This is a genomic window from Halovulum sp. GXIMD14794 (assembly GCF_054457455.1).
This window is the reverse complement of sequence record NZ_JBTLNF010000005.1, coordinates 307,931-324,675: the sequence shown is the minus strand read 5'-3', so window position 1 is coordinate 324,675 and position 16,745 is coordinate 307,931. Positions and strand designations below refer to the sequence as shown.

The 16,745-nt window shown below is 66.4% G+C and carries 14 protein-coding genes; 9 read left to right on the top strand and 5 right to left on the bottom strand.

Annotated features, from left to right (window positions below; translation table 11 throughout):
• Nucleotide 1 precedes the first annotated feature (1 nt).
• From ACW9UR_RS13325 to ACW9UR_RS13300, 6 genes are all read left to right on the top strand, one after another.
• A complete protein-coding gene (locus ACW9UR_RS13325; RefSeq protein WP_458917482.1) occupies nt 2–610 on the top strand; it encodes a YIP1 family protein in 609 nt (202 codons plus the stop codon).
• Between the two features lie 138 nt (nt 611–748).
• Nucleotides 749–1,414, top strand: coding sequence for a hypothetical protein (locus tag ACW9UR_RS13320; RefSeq protein ID WP_458917481.1), 666 nt, complete (start codon nt 749–751; stop codon nt 1,412–1,414).
• Nucleotide 1,415: 1 nt separating this feature from the next.
• On the top strand, nt 1,416–2,000 hold the full coding sequence (locus ACW9UR_RS13315) for a Yip1 family protein (protein ID WP_458917480.1): 585 nt from the start codon (nt 1,416–1,418) through the stop codon (nt 1,998–2,000).
• Between the two features lie 4 nt (nt 2,001–2,004).
• On the top strand, nt 2,005–3,225 hold the full coding sequence (locus ACW9UR_RS13310; protein ID WP_458917479.1) for a cysteine desulfurase: 1,221 nt from the start codon (nt 2,005–2,007) through the stop codon (nt 3,223–3,225).
• 112 nt (nt 3,226–3,337) lie between these two features.
• Nucleotides 3,338–4,501: a hypothetical protein gene (locus ACW9UR_RS13305; RefSeq protein WP_458917478.1), complete on the top strand. Its 1,164-nt coding sequence runs from the start codon at nt 3,338–3,340 to the stop codon at nt 4,499–4,501.
• A 1,049-nt stretch (nt 4,502–5,550) separates the two neighbouring features.
• Nucleotides 5,551–6,258, top strand: coding sequence for a hypothetical protein (locus ACW9UR_RS13300; RefSeq protein ID WP_458917477.1), 708 nt, complete (start codon nt 5,551–5,553; stop codon nt 6,256–6,258).
• On the opposite strand, the gene ACW9UR_RS13295 is transcribed toward ACW9UR_RS13300, so the two are convergent.
• Nucleotides 6,255–8,735 (bottom strand): penicillin acylase family protein, encoded by a 2,481-nt coding sequence (locus ACW9UR_RS13295; protein WP_458917476.1) that lies wholly within the window; start codon nt 8,733–8,735, stop codon nt 6,255–6,257. The genes ACW9UR_RS13300 and ACW9UR_RS13295 overlap by 4 nt on opposite strands.
• Before the next feature lie 91 nt (nt 8,736–8,826).
• Nucleotides 8,827–9,366 carry a lipid-binding SYLF domain-containing protein gene (locus tag ACW9UR_RS13290; RefSeq protein WP_458917475.1) on the bottom strand — a complete coding sequence of 180 codons (540 nt, stop codon included), beginning with the start codon at nt 9,364–9,366 and terminating at the stop codon, nt 8,827–8,829.
• A 199-nt stretch (nt 9,367–9,565) separates the two neighbouring features.
• Between ACW9UR_RS13290 and ACW9UR_RS13285 the strand changes: the two genes are divergently transcribed.
• Nucleotides 9,566–10,369 carry a sulfotransferase family 2 domain-containing protein gene (locus tag ACW9UR_RS13285; RefSeq protein ID WP_458917474.1) on the top strand — a complete coding sequence of 268 codons (804 nt, stop codon included), beginning with the start codon at nt 9,566–9,568 and terminating at the stop codon, nt 10,367–10,369.
• Here the strand turns inward: ACW9UR_RS13285 and hemB are convergent.
• Entirely contained in the window at nt 10,362–11,354 is a 993-nt protein-coding gene (gene hemB, locus ACW9UR_RS13280; RefSeq protein WP_458917473.1) for a porphobilinogen synthase, read from the bottom strand. The genes ACW9UR_RS13285 and hemB overlap by 8 nt on opposite strands.
• Nucleotides 11,355–11,485: 131 nt before the next feature.
• Here hemB and ACW9UR_RS13275 point away from each other — a divergent pair, with 131 nt between their 5' ends.
• Both ACW9UR_RS13275 and mfd read left to right on the top strand, forming a co-directional pair.
• A complete protein-coding gene (locus tag ACW9UR_RS13275; protein ID WP_458917472.1) occupies nt 11,486–12,010 on the top strand; it encodes a hypothetical protein in 525 nt (174 codons plus the stop codon).
• Nucleotides 12,011–12,074: 64 nt separating this feature from the next.
• Nucleotides 12,075–15,530: a transcription-repair coupling factor gene (gene mfd / locus ACW9UR_RS13270; protein WP_458917471.1), complete on the top strand. Its 3,456-nt coding sequence runs from the start codon at nt 12,075–12,077 to the stop codon at nt 15,528–15,530.
• A 15-nt stretch (nt 15,531–15,545) separates the two neighbouring features.
• Here mfd and ACW9UR_RS13265 read toward each other — a convergent pair whose 3' ends face one another.
• Nucleotides 15,546–15,788, bottom strand: a complete 243-nt coding sequence (locus tag ACW9UR_RS13265; protein ID WP_458917470.1) for a hypothetical protein — start codon at nt 15,786–15,788, stop codon at nt 15,546–15,548.
• A 179-nt stretch (nt 15,789–15,967) separates the two neighbouring features.
• A complete protein-coding gene (locus tag ACW9UR_RS13260; RefSeq protein WP_458917469.1) occupies nt 15,968–16,639 on the bottom strand; it encodes a DsbA family oxidoreductase in 672 nt (223 codons plus the stop codon).
• Nucleotides 16,640–16,745: the final 106 nt, after the last annotated feature.

Here is a 16,745-nt window from a genome sequence, read left to right as displayed (position 1 = left end):
CGTGACCGACGAACCGCACGGGCTGGTGGCGTCCATCGCCGCCAGCTGGAAAGACCTGCGCGGCGGTGTACGGCGCAGGCTCGACGCCCGGCCCCCCGAGGCCGGGCTTCTTGCCCATGCTTATCTGGCGGCAGCGCTGGCCTTCGTGGCGGGGCTGCCCTCGGCCATCGCGGATGCGCGTGCGCTCGAGGCGACGCAGCGCGATGCGCTGACGGGCGTGCTCGCCGGCCGGGCTTTCGCGGCGATCTTCCTGTTTCCGCTGCTGCTGTACCTTCTAGCCGCCCTGCAGCGGCTGGTCGCGCGGGCGTTCGGCGGGCAGGGCAGCTTTTATTCCGCGCGCGTCGCCCTTTTCTGGGCGGTCGTGGTGGCACTCCCCCTGGTACTGGCCGAAGGGCTGATCTCGGCGCTGGTGCCCGCGCTGCCGCCCGAAACAGGCGGAATAGTGGCGCAGGCCGCATCGGCGGCAGTCGGCCTGGGTTTCCTTTGGATATGGGCGGTTATGGCCGCCGAATCCGAGGGCTTTGCCCGCGCCGGCCATGTTCTGGCCGTATTTTTGGGGCTAACAATGGCGACGTTGTTGGCGATCCGCGTGATTCTGGCTCAAGGCTGAGCGGCGGGAAGCCATATGGTGGCAAGGCCGCGTTAAGGTCTTGTTCGTAACTCATTGCTTACCTGGTTCGCACAGTACGGTGCCCGAACGCGAGTATGGCGCGCAATAGTCGCGTCCCAACGGGAAGAGGTGAGTGCCATGATCGATCAGACCGCCGAAGCCATGCTTTTGCAGACTGGCGGGACTTTCGAGGAACGACGCGCGTCCCTTGGCGATCGCATCATCGACGCCTGGAAGGACATGCGTGCCTCGACCGCGCGCCTGATCGCCGAAAATCCCTCGGAACACCGCCTCCTGTTCTACGTGCTGCTGTCGGACATCATCTTCTTCCTGTCCTGGTCGCTGAAGACGGTGGTCGCGCCGGTCTCGGGCGTGAAGGAACAGGTTCCTCTGGAAATCGGCCTCTGGCTGATCGCCGCGCTGATGCTTCGCACCGCGTCGATGTACGCCTTCTCGGGCACCGTCACCGTGTTCGTGCGCCTCTTCGGCGGCACCGGCAGCTGGCGTGCCAACCGCGCCGGGATCTTCTGGGGGGCGCTGGTTGCGGCGCCATTCGGCTTCCTGATGGCAGCGGTCACGGTGTCGATGTCCTGGCTCGAGCCGTTTTTCCCCGTGCTGCGCGAGGACTGGATCGCGCTGCCGCCCTACTGGATCAGCCTGGTGCCGTTCCTGTGGTTCATCAGCCAGGGGATCGCGCAGGCCAACGGCTTCCGCAAGAACGCCATCGCCTTCCTGTCGATGTCGGTCGTGGCGCTGGTGATGATGCTGGGCGCGATGTACCTGCGGAAGATCGGCGTCCTGTGACATGGTGCCGCTCGCGCGGCAGCTGATACTCGAAAGCCTGGTTCATCCCCGCACGGCGGCGGGGCGGATCCTCAGGCTCGGCGCACCGCCCCCGGTATCGGTCTGCATCGGATTTCTCGCGATCATCCTGGCCACCCTCCTGGGGGTGGCCTCTCAGTTCGTGCTGCCCATTCCGCAGGAAGCGCTGGTGCGCAGCCTGATGGCTGCGCCCATGCTGACTGCCGGGCTTCAAGCCCTTGTTTTCCTTGCGATGAGCATGCTTGTCCTCTGGATCGGTCGCGCCTTCGGAGGCAATGGCACCTGGCCGGGCGCGCTGGCGCTGATGGCCTGGGTTCAGGCCATGTTGCTGGTCCTGCAACTGGCACAACTGGTCACCTACCTTGCGCTTCCGGCGCTCGGGACGATCGTCAGCCTCGGCTCTGTCGTGTGGTTCTTCTGGGCGACCGCCGCGTTCACCGCGACACTTCACGGTTTCCGTGACGTGTTGAAAGTCCTGGGCGGGGTCTTTATCTCGTTTCTGGCCATGCTGATTGCGGCGGTTCTGCTTGTGGAGCTGTTGCGGATACCTCTGCCAGGGACGGGCTGAACTCATGTACGACGTCGAAAAGGTGCGGGCCGATTTCCCGATCCTGTCGCGCACCGTGAACGGAAAGCCGCTGGTCTATCTGGACAATGGCGCCTCGGCGCAGAAGCCGCAGGTCGTCATCGACGCCGTGACCCGCGCTTACGCCGAGGAATATGCCAACGTTCACAGGGGCCTGCATTTCCTGTCGAACCTGGCGACCGAGAAGTACGAGGCCGTGCGCGGCAAGGTGAAGGCCTTCCTCGGCGCTGCGCACGAGGAAGAGATCATCTTCACCACCGGTTCGACCCAGGGCCTGAACCTGGTCAGCTACGGCTGGGGCGCGCCGAACCTCCAGGCGGGCGACGAGATCATTCTTTCGGTGATGGAGCATCACGCCAACATCGTGCCGTGGCATTTCCTGCGCGAGCGGCAGGGCGTGGTCTTGAAATGGGTCGACGTGAACCCGGACGGCAGCCTCGACGCGCAGGCGGTGATCGACGCCATCGGGCCGAAGACGAAGATGATCGCCATCACGCACATGTCGAACGTGCTGGGCACTGTCGTCGACGTGAAGACCATCGCCGCCGCTGCACGAGAGCAGGGGATCGTCACCGTGATCGACGGCAGCCAGGCTGCCGTTCACATGCCGGTCGATGTCGTGGATCTCGGCGTGGATTTCTACGCGATCACCGGCCACAAGCTCTATGGGCCCTCGGCCTCCGGCGCGCTCTATGTCCGCAAGGACATGTACAAGCAGATGCAGCCCTTCATCGGTGGCGGTGACATGATCCGTTCGGTCCGCAAGGACGCGATCGAGTGGAACGACCCGCCGCACAAGTTCGAGGCAGGTACCCCCGGCATCGTCCAGATGATCGGGCTGGGCGCGGCGCTTGACTACATGACTGGCCTGGGGATGGAGAACATCTCGGCCCATGAAGCGGACCTGCGCGATTATGCCATGTCCCGGTTCAAGGGCCTCAACTGGCTGAACCTTCAAGGCACTGCTCCGAACAAGGGGGCGATCTTCTCGTTCACCATCGAGGGTGCGGGCCATGCGCATGATATCTCGACTGTCGTGGACCAGAAGGGCGTCGCCGTTCGGGCTGGTCAGCACTGCGCCGAACCGCTGATGGAGCACATGGGCGTGCACGCGACATGCCGTGCATCGTTCGGGCTCTACAACACCCGTGGCGAAGTTGACGCGCTGGTCGAGGCATTGGAACTCTGTCACGAGCTTTTCGCCTGAAAAATCAGGCATTAAACCCCGGTTTAGCCTGAAAAGACCGGGGTTTATTGCCCGGATCGCCCTCTGAAAGAATTGTCGGCACTGACAGCCGACGCTTTCGGAGGACTCTCATATGAATGCGCGCCTTTTTGCGACCGCCGCTCTCAGCCTGACCCTTGGGGCCGGGCTTGCCGTCGTTCCCATCGTCGATTTCGTGGCAGGTCCGGATATGGCCTACGCGAAGGGCAAGGACGACAAGGGTAAGGATGACAAGGATCGCGGTCGCGACCGGGACGACAAGGATCGTGGGCGCGACCGGGACGACAAGGACCGCGGGCGCAGCGATACCCGGGGCAACTCCGGCAACAAGGGCAACGCTACCAATGCGGGCAACCGCGGTCAGTCCTCGACCAGCGGTGCTTCGACCACGGCCAGCCGAGGCTCGGGCAATGGCAGCAGCGGCACTTGGGTCCCGCCGGGGCAGGAGAAGAAGACCGAGGCAACGACGTCCGGTGCCTCGCGGCAGTCGACCACGACCGCGTCCTCGATATCCGGCGATGACCGCCGGGTACCTCCGGGGCAAGCCAAGAAAATGTCGGCGACCGAAACCGGAGCCTTGGCCGATAGCGTTGCCGTCGAAGAACTCGATCCGTCGGGCAAGAACATCCGCGCGCGGATGGGGGCGCTCAACGCCGCACACGCCTCCGAGAACGCGCTGGCGAATGCCTCGCCGAACTCGCGGGTCGGACGCATCGCCGCCTACCGTGACGAGGTGCTCTATACCCGCGAACTGGCCGACGACTATGTCGAGGCCCGCGACCTGCTGGAGACGCTGGACCCGCCCGAGCGCGAGATCGGCGAAATCGAGGACGATCTGGCCGAGAACCGCGAGGACATTCGGACCCTGCGCAGAGAGATCGCCGACCTGGAGGAGGATGTCGATAACGGCGACGCCGATCCTTCGGAACTTGAGGCCGCACGGGAGGATCTGCGTGATCTGCGGAACGAGCGCCGCGACTTGCGTGACGAACTGACCGACGCCGAAGACTATGGCGAGGCCGAGATGGCCGTGGAGGACCTCGCTGACGAGATCTTGCTGTCGGTCGAGACCTCGGACGAACTTCTGGACTATGCCGCCAACAAGCCTGTTACCCCGGATGTCGAAGACGAGGTACAGCGCTTGCTGGGTCTGGACGGCGATCCGCTGGCGGACGTGGTGGACGAGATTGTCGAGGACTCACTGCTCGAAGATCTGGATGACGACGATCCCGTGGTGATCGTGGTCGAGACCGACTGAGTTACCGCGGAGCCCGAAAGGGCTCCATCCCCCGAGCCCGCCTCCGACCTACCCCCGGGTCGGAGGCGGCTTCTTTTTTGGCTTCGGATTCGCCAGAATCCGAGTTTTGCACTACCATCCTAATATCTGAATATCTGTAAGTGGGGTTTGGCGCGGGGGCGCGCCTTCTGGCATTGGGGGGAACGATGCCGAAGTTCCAGTATTCCAGACACGCTCTGGCAGCGGTCCTCGGGGCCGCGCTCGCTTGGTCTCCGGTTGGCCTGACGACGATCGATGGCGACCTTGCTTTCGCAAAGGGGAAAGACAAGGGCGGGAAGGATCGAGATCGCGACCGGGACAGGGACCGAGGCAGAGACAAGGACAAGGACCGGGGGCGGGACAAGGATCGCGACAAGGGCGGCAAGGACCGCGACACCCGCGACCGGGACAGCAAGGCGGACAAGAAAGACAAGAAAGACAAGAAGGACCGGAAGGGTGGGGGCAGAGGAAGCCCGAGTCCGTCCGGCGGATCGACCGGCGGCACGCAAACCCCCTCAAATCCCCAGCCGGCGCCGCAACCCGTCTCTACGCCCGCCCCTCGGGAAGAACCGCGCCCGGCTCCTCAGCCCGATCCGACCCCGGCGCCGAGAGAAGTGCCACAACCTGCATCGCAGCCGGCTCCGGAGCCGGAGCCGCGTGAAGAGCCGCGCTCGTCTCCCCAACCTGAACCTACCCCGGAACCACGAGACGATCCCGCGCCGTCCACGCGGGAGGCCCGGACACCGGAACCCGAACCCGCGCGACCGGAGCGCACCGCGCGCACCCCCGCGCCGGAGCGGGATCGCCCCGCGGATGAACCGGAGCCGCGGCAGCGTACCGCCGCGGCAACCACGGCGGCGAACGTGGCAAGGGACTATGCGACCAGCGATAGCGAGGAGGACGCCATTCCGTTGTTGCTAAGGCGACCGGCATCCGAAACGGCAACTATGGTTGCTGTCCCCAATGCGCCTGTTCCGAACGCCGTGTCGGCTCCGCCAGCGGGCGCAGCGCAGGCGACGTCGGCAACCCCGTTGGTGGAGTTCCCGGCGCCCGACATCCCGGGCACGGTCCCTGGGCCGTTTGCGGGCAGCTTCGCGGCGCAGCAGCTGGATCCCTCTGGAATACTCGCCGTTCTGACAGGGGCGCTCGATGGTGACGATCTGGACGATCTCGATCTTGCCGAGTGGGCCCCGAACAGCTTCCTTGGCCGGATCGCCGCCTACCGAGACGCGATCCTCGAGGGCAGGGACATGGCGGAGGCTCTTGCCGAGGCGCGCGACCTGCTCGCCGCGCAGTATCCGCCCGAGCGTTCCATGGCTGCCATGCAGACTGACATGGACGCGATCCGGCACGAGATGGCTGGCATTCGCCGTAGCATCGCCGACGCCGATAGGCTGGTTTCGGCGGGCGAAGCCTTCCGGCTGGAGCCGATACTCGCAGACTTGCAGCGCTTGCGGCTCGAACGCGAGACACTGCGCGGTGACCTGCTGCGGGCCATGGATCATGCGCAGACCTTGTTCATGATCCGGGAACTCGAAGACGAGATCCGGCTGTCGATGGACGATGCCGCCCGGCAGTTGCGCGCAGCCTCGGGCGGCGTGGTGCCGCCGGAGGTCGAGGTCGAGGTGCAGCGCCTGCTCGAGATCGACAACGACCCGCGCGCGGCGCTGGTCGACGCGGTGATGCGCGGTCCCGGTGATACCCCGGGCGCGCGCCTGAATCGGACCGCGCTGCGCTAGTCCGCGCCGCGCGCCGCGCCCTGCGGCACCAGCCGTGTGACTCCGACCGCACCGCCGCGCGCGACGGCCGGATCGAGTGCCATCGAGATGTACTCGCCCCGGCGCCAGAGTAGCGCCAGATCGTCGTAGTGACGTGACAGGACGTGCCCGCTTTGTCCGGTGCTCAGTACGAAGACCGAGCTTTCGGGATCGGCGAAATCCACCACAGAGCGGAACACGCTGGCGTGGACATTGGTGTAGGGGGCCTCGCCGCGCGCCCGGATCTGGCCGCGCATCAGCGTGGTATCGCCGCCGGGTGTCTCTTGACGGATGTTGACCAGCCAGCCCAGCAGCGGCACGTCGCCCAGCACCTCGTGCTTGTGGAGCGCGACATGCGCCGCGCCCCAGCGCCAGCTGTCCACGCGGTTGCCATAGGTTTCGGCCAGTTCCAGCAGCGCCGCGTCCAGGGACAGTCGGGCCATTTCCTCGCAGGTCTCGACCGTGTCGGATTGCCGGATGTCGCACCACTCCGAGGCGCCGTCGACGTCGCGGAAGACGCGCTCCAGGAACAACGGGTCGGGGCGCGAGAACCGTTCGGCCAGCGGCCCCAGCTCGTCGATCACCAGCCGCCGCTGCAACTGCCGGACCCAGGCGGTGTAGACCAGCGGCTCGAAACTGTGCTGGCTCATTTCGCCGTTCCAGTTCGCCATCGCCTCCAGCGCGATCTGGCGCTGCCGCTCCACCGTGTCCTGCGCGGCCGGCTCGCCCTGGTACCAGAGGTTCTTGGCGATCAGCGGCAGCAGAACCCGCGCTGCCTGCGAGACGGTATCGTTCTGCACCTCGACGAAACTGTCGAACGTGTGGAACTCGCGGGTGTTCAGCAGGCGCTCGGCGCGCAGGATGCGGTGCGAGTCGCCCCAGTCGAAGCTCCAGTGGTTCGGAAACTCCGCGTCGGTCAGCCGGTTGTTGGTGTTGACGACGATCCCGCCCTCGGGGTCCTTGCTGATCGGGTTGTCGTCCAGATCCGCATAACCCTGCCAGTCATTCTTCGCGACCCATCCGGCGGCGGGCATCCGTCCCTGGCTGTCGTGTTCGGGCAGGCGCAGGGGGGCGCGGCCCATGGCGCGCAGGGCGACGGTCTCGGCGTCGGCGACAATGATGTTGTTGGACGGCGCATGGTAGAGATCAGTCAGCTCCAGCACCTCGTCCACGGATCCTGCACGCATGATGCCGAAGGCGGCCTCGATGGTCCGGTCGTCGGTCTCGAACCCGGTCCAGGCCAGTGACGCGACATGACCCGAAGGCGTGATCTGCGCTGCGCCGAAGTGCGGGGCGGGGATCACCGGCCCGTGCCGAGTCCAGCGCAGCTGGACCGTGCGCGGCGCGGCGCCGTCGATCTGGATCACGCTGTCGCGGGTGCGGAAGGGCTGCATCCCGTTCGGCGTCTCGTAGCGCGAGGGATCCTCTGGATCGAGCCGTTCGATGTAGATGTCCTGATCGTCGAGATAGCTGGTGGTCAGCCCCCAGGCGACATTCCGGTTCCGGCCGATCAGGATCGAGGGAATACCGGGGATCGTCGCGCCGATCACGCCACCTGCCTCGAGTTCCAGCCGGGCCAGGTACATCGGCCCCGGCGCGGTCAGCCCCAGGTGCGGATCGCTGGCCAGCAGTGACGCACCGGCGGCGGCGCGGTCCGGCATTGCGGCAAAGGCGTTCGACGCGCCCGCAAGACCGACGGGCTGCACCGGAGACAGCGGATCGGGCTCGGGCCAGGCCTCGGCCGACTGCCAGGGCATGACCGAGAGGCTTCCGGCGTATTCCGGAAGCGCGATCACCGCGTTCGGCGGCTCGGGCATCAGGTCCATGATCCGCTCGGGGTCAAGGCGCAACGAGGCGGCGGCCCTCAGCGCCTCCTTGCTGGCCTTGTCCGAAAGGCGTAGCGCCATGACTTTCATCACTGCAACGCTGTCGGTCGGGGTCCAGGGCGCGATTTGCGGCTCGAACAGGAAGAACTCGGGCGCACCGCGGCCCAGGGCCTCGCGCTGCACCAGGTCGATATAGGCGTTGATCCCGTCCGCATAGGCTTGCAGTTGCGTAGTCACCTCGGGGGATTGCTTCCGCGCCGTCTCGCGCGCCACGCCGTAGATGTCGAGCGCCCGCATCAGGTGGTCGACCTCGACAGTCCGCTCGCCGAACAGTTCCGACAGGCGACCCTGCGCGACGCGGCGGGTCAGCGTCAGTTGCCACAGTCGGTCCTGCGCATGGGCGAAGCCCAGCCCGTAGAGCACCGCTTCGTCCGTTTCACCGAAGATATGCGGCACGGCGTAGTTGTCGCGAACGATCTCGACCTCGCCGGGTGCGTCCTGCAGGCGGTGCGTGGCGTCGTAATCCGGTAGCGAGTGCGAGGCCAGGTACCAAGCCAGACCGGCGGCAAGCGCCGCCAGCAGCACGACCAGGCCCAGAGCCCTGAGCAGCCAGTTGAAAAGGGTTCGCGTCATGGCCAGACAGTGCCCAGAGGCCGCGCCGGGAGCAAGCCACGACCGGCCCCGTGCGCGCAGGTATATCGCCGTCCACGCGGGACGGCCGGGTTCAGCGGATCAAGCGGTTGTACTTGGCGCCTTCGAGGCTCGCGCCCAGCAGCAGTCCGCGCTGGCCGTAGACCAGTTCGTAGATCGGCTGGTTGACGGTGTTTGTCGTGACGCTCGCCGCGACCCCGTCCTCGAGCACGGTCGCTTCGGCATCAACGCCCAGCTGCCAGCCATCGGCGCGGCGGAAGGCGGCCAACGCCTCGGGCGAGACGAAGAACAGCGCCTGGCCGAAAGTCTGTACACCGGCCTGGAAACCCAGCGAACCGGCCGCGACCGAGATGTAGTCGACCACCGCGTCGCCCACCAGCAGCGCGCCCTCGCCGTAGGCGGCGCCGACGATCAGGCCGCCCTTGACGATCTCGGGGATGATCAGAACGCCCGCCGAGCGATCGGCCAGGCTCTGGAACTGCGGGTACTGGGCAAACAGCTGATCGCGGCTTGCGCGCACCTGCGCATCGATCTGGGATCCGTTGGCCACGGGGCCGCACGCCGCCAGAGCCGCCGCTCCCGACAGCATGAAACTGCGTCTTGTCACGGGCATCGTCTTTTCTGCTCCTATGTCCGCCTCTGAGCCGGTCTTGTGCCGGTTGTCCTAAGGGATACACCTTGTAGACGCCAGTGTCACCGTTGCTTGTCCGGCAACGAATGCGTCGGCCAAAGCGCACCAGCGCGGTTTTGACAATGCTCTGGCACGATATTAGCACGAACGAGCCGCCCGGCGCGGCGAGGGAGGCCCCATGATGACTGGCCGAAGCGCCTATTCCGTGCTGCGCGACCCGCTGTTCAGCCCGTTCCGCCTGATCGTCCTGCGCGAGGCGCGGTTGGCGCTGGTATTGAACCCGAAGGTCGCGACCACCTTCCTGCGTGATCTGTTGACCGAGGGGCTGCGGCAGGCGGGGAAACCCGATCCTTCGAACGGGCGTTACCCGTTCCTCAAGATGGCCCGGCGGATGCCCGTGGCGCGCCTGCGCGACTACCGGCATTTCCTCTCCGATCCCGGCGCATACGCGATCTATGCAATCGTACGCGATCCCTATGCCCGGGCGGTATCGGCCTGGCGCGACAAGTTCCTCGACGGTCACAACGCGACGCCCGACGGGGCGGATGCGGGCTACCCGAGGTCGATGCGCAAGGGAGAGCTTGCCAAGATGCGCGCCCACGCCCGCGCGCGCGGACTGCCTGGGGCCGAGCCCGGCACGCTGGTTCCCTTCGCGACCTTCGTCGACAGCATCGAGGCCGGCACCCCGGGCCGCCGCAACACCCATTGGGAGGAGCAGCGCCGCGTGATCCTATTCGACACGCTGCCCTACACTGGCACCTGGCGGATGGAGGACGGCCTGGGCGAGCCGCTGGCGCAAGCGTTCGCGCCGCTCGGCATCGACCCGGACTGGGTGCGCGAGAAGGCTGGCACGCCGCGCAATGCCAGCTCAAAGGGGGCGTCGGTGCTGGACGAAGACCTCTGCCAGCGGTTGCAGCGGATCTATGCCCGCGATTTCGAAGCCTTCGGCTACGACCCGGAAGGCTGGCGGCAGATGCTCAGATGACCTGCGCCAGTTCCGGCGCGAAATAGGTCAGCACCCCGTCGCAACCCGCGCGCTTGAAGGCGGTCAGGCTCTCCAGCACGATCCGCTCCCGGTCCACCCAGCCGTTCTGGGCAGCGGCGGCGATCATCGCATACTCGCCCGAGACCTGGTAGGCGAAGGTCGGCGCGCCGAACTCTCGCTTCACCCGCGTGCAGATGTCGAGATAGGGCATCCCGGGCTTGACCATCACCATGTCCGCGCCCTCGGCAAGGTCCGTGGCGACCTCGCGCAGCGCCTCGTCGCTGTTGCGCGGATCCATCTGGTAGGTCTTCTTGTCGCCTTTCAGCGCGCCCGATGCGCCGACCGCATCGCGGAACGGACCATAGAAGGCCGAGGCATACTTGGCCGCGTAGCTCATGATTGCCACGTCCTGGAAATCGTTCTGCTCCAGCGCCTGCCGGATCACCGCGATGCGCCCGTCCATCATGTCCGAGGGACCGAGAATGTCGGCACCGGCCTCGGCCTGCGCCAGCGCCTGCTTTTCCAGCGCCAGCAGCGTCTCGTCGTTGGCGACCACGCCATCGCGTACGATCCCGTCGTGCCCTTCGGAATTGTACGGATCGAGCGCCACGTCCAGCATCACACCCATGCCCGGCACCGCCGCCTTGATCGCGCGCGTCGCGGTGTTGACCAGGTTGTCCGGGTTCCACGCCTCTTCGGCCTCGGGCGTCTTCACGCTCGGGTCGGTATAGGGAAACAGCGCGATGCAGGGAATGCCGAGGTCCGCCGCCCCTCGCGCCGCCTCGACCGCCAGATCCACCGACAGCCGATCGACATCGGGCATCGAGGGCACCGGCTCGCGCCGGTTCTCGCCGCCGGTGATGAAGATCGGCCAGATCAGGTCGCCCGGGCTCAGCGCCACCTCGGCGACCATCTCGCGGATCCAGCCGGTACGGCGCAAGCGCCGGGGACGGGACATGGGGAAGGGGGCGGTGATCGGTGTCATGGCGTGCTCCTGGAACCTGCGGCTTTCCTGCCAGAGCGCGCGGCCATGGGCAACTGCAAGGACGGAAGTGATTGAAATTCGCCCACGATTGGGTAGGTCGATAGGGACCGACGCCCGCCGAGGACCTGCCCTTGAGTATCGTTCGCGAATACATGAGCCCCGACAGCTTCTGGACGCTGTGGTTCTGGATCGCGCATGTCGTCACCTGGTCGATGGCGTCGCATTTCGCCATGGGCGTACCCTACGACATGGTTGTCGAAGCCAACCGCGAGAAGGACGAGGACGGCCCCTGGTCCCGCGCAACCGAGGCGCTCATCCTCGCGCAAAGCTTCCGCTTCGCCAGCATGGCGCGCCGCTTCGGCACGGCGTTGGCAGCTGCCGTGGCCTTCCTGATCACCATGCTGCTGACCCTCGGCATCCGCTCGGACATCGAGTTCGCTCGCGCGGTCGCGACCATCGTGGTGCCGCTTACTCTCGTCTACGTGCTGACGGTCCGCATGGCATTCCGTATCGAGAACCGCGCCCTTCGCGGACAGGCGCTGCGCCTGATGATCCGGAACCTGCGGCTGCAGAACCAGCTGATCGGTTTGATGGCAATCTGCTCCGCCGTCGCCGTCGCGATCTGGGAAATCGCGCGAAACATCATAGCTATCTGACCGAACCCGCCCGAGCGTCCGCGACGCTCTTGCCGATACCCAGCGCAAGGAGTACCCCGCGCGCATGAAAGCCGAAGCTCCACTCACGCCCGGTCGCGCGACGATCGGCGGCGCGCCGGAAGGATTCGACGCGACGGTCCTCGCCGGTCTTGCCGCGCGCGGTTCCGCGCCGGTCCTGCACGTCGCCCGCGACGCCGCGCGGCTCGAGGCGATGCGCGCCGCGCTCGCCTTCTTCGCGCCGCAGCTGCCGGTGATGGCCTTCCCCGCGTGGGACTGTCTGCCATACGACCGCATCTCGCCGGCTGCCGAGATCTCGGCGGCGCGGATGTCGGTTCTGGCGGCGCTGGCCGACAAGCCCAAGGGGCCGATGGTGGTGCTGACCACGCTCGCCGCCGCGACCCAGAGGGTGCCGGCGCGGGCGACGATCCACGACGCGCGCTTCTCGGCCCGGGTGGGCGAGCAGATCGACGTGGACGCGCTGCGCAGCTTCCTCGTCCGCATGGGTTTCGCGCAAACTCCCACCGTCACCGAGCCCGGCGACTTCGCAGTGCGTGGCGGGCTGATCGACATCTTCCCGCCGGGCGTGCCGCAGCCCCTGAGGCTCGACCTCTTCGGTGACGTGCTCGACGGCATCCGCCGGTTCGATCCGGGCACCCAGCGCAGCGGCGCGTCCGAGAAGCGCATCGACCTCGCGCCCGCGTCGGAAGTGATCCTCGACGCCGACGCGATCCAGAGGTTCCGGCAGACTTACCGCGCCAGTTTCGGCGCAGCGGGCTCGGACGATCCGCTCTACGAGGCGGTCAGCGCAGGTCGCAAGCATCAGGGCATGGAGCATTGGGCGCCATTCTTCCATGATCGGATGGAGACGCTGTTCGACTACCTGCCCGGCGCGCCCGTGGTGCTGGACGACAAGCTGGAAGCCGCACGCGACGCGCGCTGGACCTCGATCGAGGACCAGTACCAGAACCGGGCCGAGGCGCTGAAATCCCGCGACAGGATGGAGACCGTCTACAAGCCGGTGCCGCCCGATCAGCTCTACCTGGATGGAGACGCCTGGGACGCGGCGCTTGATGATCATGCGGTCCGCCAGCTGTCAGTGCTGCCACAACCCACCGGTCTGGGCGTCACCGATGCGGGCGGCCGCGTCGGCCGCAACTTCGCGCCCGAACGCCAGCGCGAGGAGATCAGCCTTTTCGGTGCCCTCGCCGAGCATGTCCGCGAGCGGCGCGGCGAAAGCCACGTGATCCTCGCGACCTATTCCGAAGGTGCGCGGGAGCGGATGGGCACGCTGCTCGAAGACGCCGACCTGACCGGTGCGCAGGTGCTCGAGGATTTCCGAAAGCTGCCCGAGGGCAAGGGCGGGCTGTTCCTCGCCGTTCTGGGCATCGAGAGCGGTTTCACCACGCCGGGCCTGACGGTCATCACCGAGCAGGACATTCTCGGCGACCGCCTTATCCGCGCGCCGCGCCGCCGTCGTCGGGCCGAGAACTTCCTGACCGAGGCGACCAGCCTGCACCCGGGCGATCTGGTCGTGCACCTCGAACACGGCGTCGGGCGCTACACGGGGCTCGAGACACTGACCGCCGCGGGCGCGCCGCACGAGTGCATCGCGCTGGAGTACGCGGGTGGCGACCGGCTCTACCTGCCGGTCGAGAACGTCGAACTGCTGTCCCGTTTCGGGCACGAGGAAGGGCTTCTGGACCGGCTTGGCGGTGGCGCCTGGCAGGCCAAGAAGGCCAAGCTGAAGGAACGTATCAAGGAGATGGCGGATCAGCTGATCCGCATCGCCGCCGAGCGCGCCCTGCGCACCGCCCCCGAATTCACCCCGCCGGACGGGCTCTGGGACGAGTTCTGCGCGAGGTTCCCGTATCAAGAGACCGACGATCAGCTGAACGCGATTTCGGACGTGCTGGAGGACCTGGGCTCGGGCCGCCCGATGGACCGGCTGGTCTGCGGCGACGTCGGCTTCGGCAAGACCGAGGTGGCGTTGCGCGCGGCTTTCGTCGCCGCCATGTCGGGCCACCAGGTCGCGGTGATCGCGCCGACGACGCTGCTGGCCCGGCAGCACGCAAAGGCCTTTGCCGAGCGGTTCCGGGGGATGCCGGTGAAGGTCCGGCAACTCTCGCGCTTCGTGGGTCAGAAAGAGGCCGGCGAGACCCGCGAGGGCCTGCAGAAGGGCACCGTCGACATCGTCGTCGGCACCCATGCGCTGCTCGCGAAGTCCGTGAAGTTCGCGCAGCTGGGCCTCGTCATCGTCGACGAAGAGCAGAAATTCGGCGTCACCCACAAGGAGCGGCTGAAGCAGCTGCGCTCGGAAGTGCACGTCCTGACGATGACCGCGACGCCGATCCCGCGCACCCTGCAACTGGCGTTGACCGGTGTGCGGGACCTGTCGCTGATCGCGACCCCGCCGGTCGACCGGCTCGCGATCCGAACCTATGTCAGCGAGTTCGACGGCGTGACCATCCGCGAGGCTCTGCTGCGCGAGCATTATCGCGGCGGGCAGAGCTTCTTCGTCGTGCCGCGCGTCTCGGACATTGCAGAGATCGAGGAATTCCTGCGCGAGCAGGTACCCGAGGTGAAGGTGCTGGTCGCGCACGGCCAGATGGCGGCGGGCGATCTCGATAGCCGGATGAACGCCTTCTACGACGGCCAGTACGACGTGCTTCTGGCGACGACGATCGTGGAGTCTGGCCTCGACATCCCGGCGGCGAACACGCTGGTCGTGCATCGCGCAGACATGTTCGGGCTGGCGCAACTTTACCAGATCCGGGGCAGGGTGGGACGTTCCAAGCTGCGGGCCTATGCCTATTTCACTACCAAGCCGCGGGCCAAGCTGACACCAGCTGCGGACCGACGGCTGCGGGTGCTGGGCTCGCTGGATTCGCTTGGCGCCGGTTTCACGCTGGCCAGCCAGGATCTGGATATTCGCGGGGCCGGCAACCTGCTGGGCGACGAGCAGTCAGGCCATGTCCGCGAGGTGGGCTACGAGCTTTACCAGGACATGCTGGAAGAGGCGATCGCCAAGATGAAGTCCGGCGAGATGGAGGGTCTTTCCGAGACCGACTCCGGCTGGGCGCCGCAGATCAACCTCGGGGTGCCGGTGCTGATACCGGATGACTACGTGCCGGATCTGGACGTGCGCCTCGGCCTGTATCGCCGCCTGTCCAGCCTGACCACCAAGGTCGAGATGGAAGGGTTCGCGGCGGAACTGATCGACCGGTTCGGCAAGTTGCCCAAAGAGGTCAACACGCTGATGAACGTCGTGCGGATCAAGGCCATGTGCAAACGGGCCGGGATCGCCAAGCTGGACGGCGGCCCGAAGGGCGCGACGATCCAGTTCCACAACGACAAGTATGCGAACCCCGCCGGGCTGGTGCAGTTCCTCGAGGCGCAGAAGGGCCTCGCCAAGGTGCGCGAGAACAAGATCGTCGTGCGGCGCGACTGGAAGCGCGACTCGGACAAGATCAAGGGCGCCTACGCGATCGCGCAGGACCTGGCGAAACTGGCGTCAGCCTGACAGCTAGCGGCGGCCTCAGAAGAAGGCCGCTGCCACACCGCCCATGAACGCGCGTCCGATGCTGCTGCGGGTGTGCAGGCCAGAGCGGGTTTCGATGTCATTGTCGACAAGCTGTGCGCAGCCGGGCTGAGTGCTGTCGCAGGCCACCCGGGTCGCCGATGCCGGCGCGGTGTCGGCCTTGCCAACCTGTTCCTGCGGGATGTCACCGCACGCAGACAATCCCAGCGCGAGAAGCGGCACGAAGAGAGCGGATTTCATGTCCAAGTCCTGTTTGTTTTTCGTTCAGGTACTCGCGCACTCTGCAAGGCAAACGGTTCTCAACCGGTAAACACGCAAGAATCATACGCAGCATTTCTGTCACAATAAAGATGAGCGAAAAACAAACAGCCCCATTGTCGCCATCTTGTTGCTGACGTGGCGGCAGTCGGTGGCAGGCCTCAGCCTTCTCCTCCCTGAAGGGACTGCCGAAGTTCCTCCGTCTTTTCAATGAGCTCGTCGATGATGCTCAACCACGTCTCGGTGGGCTGGGCGCCCGAAACCGCGTACTTGCCGCCAATGATGAACATGGGCACTCCGGTCACACCCATCTCGCGCGCGCGGGTGTCGAGGCCCGAAACCTCCTCAAGATCCGCGTCGCCCTCCAGCAGCCGGGCGGTCACGTCCGCGTCCATCCCGGCGCTGCGCGCGACGTCTGTCAGCACTTCGGCGTCGCCGATGTCCTGGCCTTTCAGGAAGTAGCGGTGGAACAGCTGGTTAGCGACAAGGGTCTGCCGCCCCTCGATCCCCGCCCAATGGATCAGCCGGTGCGCGTCCAGCGTGTTGGGCGTGCGGCGGATCGCACCGAAGTCGATCTCCAGCCCCGAGGACAGCGCCTCCTGCTCGATGTGGGAATAGACCTGAACCGCCCGGTCGCGACCGCCGAACTTGGTCTCCAGGTACTCGGCCCGGTCCATGCCCTCGCGCGGCATGTCGGGGTTCAGCTGAAACGGCAGCCAGCGGACCTCGAACGGATGGTTCGGACGCTGTTCCAGCGCCCGGTCCAGCCGCACCTTGCCGATGAAGCACCAGGGGCAGATCGGGTCCGAGATGATGTCGAGCGTGGTGGTCATGGCTGTCCTTTCCGGCCGCTGCCGGTTGTCTTTGCCGTCAGTTCCGGCCTATTGAAGCCTTCTAACGCGCCTGCCGGGGGGATTGAACCCGTGCCGGCGGCCATCC